4 protein-coding genes and 1 pseudogene are annotated in these 2666 nt (G+C 60.0%); 4 read left to right on the forward strand and 1 reads right to left on the reverse strand.

Going from position 1 to position 2666, the window contains the following annotated elements:
- The 4 genes from IV091_RS00005 to IV091_RS00020 form a co-directional block, all read left to right on the forward strand.
- Window positions 1-261: peptide-methionine (S)-S-oxide reductase (locus IV091_RS00005; protein WP_293463734.1), on the forward strand; the 261-nt coding region annotated here is incomplete at its 5' end.
- Window positions 262-478: 217 nt separating this feature from the next.
- Window positions 479-1522, forward strand: a complete 1044-nt coding sequence (locus tag IV091_RS00010) for a type IV toxin-antitoxin system AbiEi family antitoxin (RefSeq protein WP_293463737.1) — start codon at window positions 479-481, stop codon at window positions 1520-1522.
- A complete protein-coding gene (locus IV091_RS00015; protein WP_293463740.1) occupies window positions 1485-2039 on the forward strand; it encodes a nucleotidyl transferase AbiEii/AbiGii toxin family protein in 555 nt (184 codons plus the stop codon). Before IV091_RS00010 ends, IV091_RS00015 begins: the two co-directional genes overlap by 38 nt.
- Complete coding sequence (locus IV091_RS00020) at window positions 2040-2345, forward strand: hypothetical protein (RefSeq protein ID WP_293463743.1); 306 nt, start codon at window positions 2040-2042, stop codon at window positions 2343-2345.
- A gap of 15 nt (window positions 2346-2360) precedes the next feature.
- On the opposite strand, the pseudogene IV091_RS00025 reads toward IV091_RS00020, so the two are convergent.
- A pseudogene (locus IV091_RS00025) lies at window positions 2361-2666 on the reverse strand (succinylglutamate desuccinylase); the annotation flags it as partial.

A 2666-nucleotide genomic window follows, 5' to 3' on the forward strand; every position in this document is an offset into this window, starting at 1 on the left:
ACGCAGTACCGCAGCGGCATCTATGTCTCCAGCCCCGAGCAGGAAACCGTGGCCAGGGAAGTCATCGCCGAGATGACTGCCAGCGGCGTCTACAGCCAGCCCATCGTCACCGAAGTGGCGCCGCTGAGCCACTACTGGCCGGCCGAGGACTACCACCAGGACTTCTTCGCGCGCAACCCGAACCAGGGCTATTGCATGGCCGTGGCCGCGCCCAAGGTGGCCAAGTTCCGCAAGACGTTTGCGCGGTTGCAGAAAGACTGACTTGCAGGCAGCCACGCTGCAATGTGCCCGCCAAAGAACAAGTTTTGCCAGGGTTGCTGTCTGCACGGCTACTCAATGCGCGCTTTCTGGTGTCCAGTGTTCGTTTTTAGTAGTTGTTCATATTTTGTGAACAGATATAAATATTGAACATGCATATGATTTTTTCCTATAATTCAATAGTGTTCATAAATGATGAACAATAAAAAATATTGAACAAATGAACGAGAAAACCCTTCTTGACCGCGCCGTAGCAGCGTTGACAGCGCTGGGGCTTGATGTACGCGAGACCGAGCCGCCGCAGAAAAACGCACAGCTTCACGCGGATGCCTGGCTGCGCATCGGCAAAGGAAAGGGCCAGGTCGATTACGTGGTTGAGGCCAAGCGCACCCTGACGCCCGAAACCCTTGGCGCGGCCACCATGCAACTCCGGCACATCGCGAATACGGCCAGCCGTGCAGCATTGCTGGTGACCGACTACCTCACGCCGCCCATGGCGGCCAGCCTGCGCGACCAACAGCAGCAGTTTGCCGATGCCGCCGGCAATGCCTATCTGGAGGGGCCCGGCCTGATGGTTTACGTCTCGGGTCGCAAGTTGCAAGACAAACGAATGACCCCCAGCGCCGGCAAGGCACACACACTGACGGGCCTGAAGGTGACATTCGCGCTGCTTTGCGACCCTGCGCTTGCCAGTGCGCCGCAGCGTGCCATTGCAGCAGCGGCTGGCGTGGCGCTGGGCGCCATTCCGGCCGTGCTGGCCGATTTGCAGCAGACGGGCCATTTGCTGGTGTTGGCCAAACACCGGCGTCTGAACGCCACCAAACGTTTGCTTGACGAATGGGCACTGACTTACGCGCGCCGGCTGCGGGCCAAGACCCTGCAGCAGACCTACAACGTGATTGATTTCGACGGGTGGAAAACCTGGCCGCTTGACCTGCCCCGTGAACGGTGGGGTGCAGAGCCGGCGGCGAATCTGCTGGTGAACTATTTGACGCCCGGAGTGCTCACGATCTACGCAGACAAAATTCCGCCCCGGCTTTTGATTGAAAAAAGAATGACGCCTGCCCGGGGAGTGGAAGCGGGTGGCCGTGTCGTCGAGTGGCGCAAACCGTTTTGGGGGAATGTGTCGGCTGCGGCGCGGCCAGACACGGTCAATCCCGTGCTGGTGTACGCCGATTTGCTGGCCACGGGCGACGCGCGCTGCATCGAAACCGCACAACTGGTTTATGACGAATACCTTGCTCGACTTTTCCCGGCGGCCTGAGCTTGCCCTGCACGCCCGCGTGATTGGGGACGTGGAGGCGGCCGCTGCCGCTGTGGGCGTCGCGCCGCTTATTGCCGGTGCTTTTGCGCGTGACCTGCATTTGCTCTATCGGCACGGCATCAACATGCAGCGAAAGACAGAAGATATCGACTTTGCATTGGCCGTACCGGACTGGGCCGGTTTTGCAGCTTTGCGTGATCGCTTGACTGCAAGCGGCGCATTTGAGGGCTCAACGGCAGCGGCGCATCGGCTGCGGCATCAGAGCGGCTGGCCGGTCGATCTGGTGCCGTTCGACGGTGTCGAATCCCATGAACGAAAAATTGCCTGGCCGCCTCGTCAGGAATTTGTGATGGACGTGTTTGGTTTTCGTGAGGCGCTGGCAACTGCACACGTCGTCTTGTTGCCAGGCAATGTGCAGACCCGAGTCGTTTCGCTTCCCGCGCTCGCCTTGCTCAAGATTGTTTGCTGGCAAGACAGGCACTACGTATCCCCGCGCAAGGATGCTCACGATCTGTAGATGATCCTGCGCCATTACCTGGCAGCCGACAATGCATCGCGGCTTTGGGATGAGTTTGTGGGCTGGACGCAGGACGATGATTTTGACTACGAGCTTGCGGGTCCACGCATGCTGGGCCACGATATTCGCCGCATGCTCGATAAACCCGGCCTTGATCAAGTGGTCAATGTGCTGTTGCAGCAAGTCAACGCTGGCAAGCCGGGGTTATTGCCGATTGAGATGAATTCCAACGACCCCGACCGCGCACTGGCTTGGCTAAATGCACTGATGCGTGGCCTGCTAAATGCAGAAGAAACCAAGCCATGAACTTCGAGCCCGCCCTCAAACCCGCGCCTGCGCAAAATAAAACCACTCCTGGCCCGCTTCCGCGCCCGGGTTGGGAAACACCACAAAGCCGTCCGCCGGGGCCGTGACCTCTGCGCCGCTGTGCCGCACACCAATCACTTGATCGGCTTTCACCGCGTCAAAGCTGCGCCATTCGCGGCTGAAGCGGTCGTCGGCATGGGCGCGGTCGGTGACGTCGACCAGGCGCAGGATTTCCCGGTTGGCCTGCACCGGCGCCAGCGGCAAGGCGCACAGGCCGAGCAGCGCCAGCGTCTGCAAAATGGCATGGCGGGCCACGTTCAC

Source organism: Polaromonas sp., from assembly GCF_018780625.1.
Taxonomy (GTDB): Bacteria; Pseudomonadota; Gammaproteobacteria; order Burkholderiales; family Burkholderiaceae_C; genus Polaromonas.

What these genes read in the sequence shown, in the direction of transcription:
- IV091_RS00020 (WP_293463743.1), top strand. Translation starts at nt 2,040, where the DNA reads ATGATCCTGCGCCATTACCTGGCAGCCGACAATGCATCGCGGCTTTGG.
- IV091_RS00010 (WP_293463737.1), top strand. Translation starts at nt 479, where the DNA reads ATGAACGAGAAAACCCTTCTTGACCGCGCCGTAGCAGCGTTGACAGCG.
- IV091_RS00015 (WP_293463740.1), top strand. Translation starts at nt 1,485, where the DNA reads ATGACGAATACCTTGCTCGACTTTTCCCGGCGGCCTGAGCTTGCCCTG.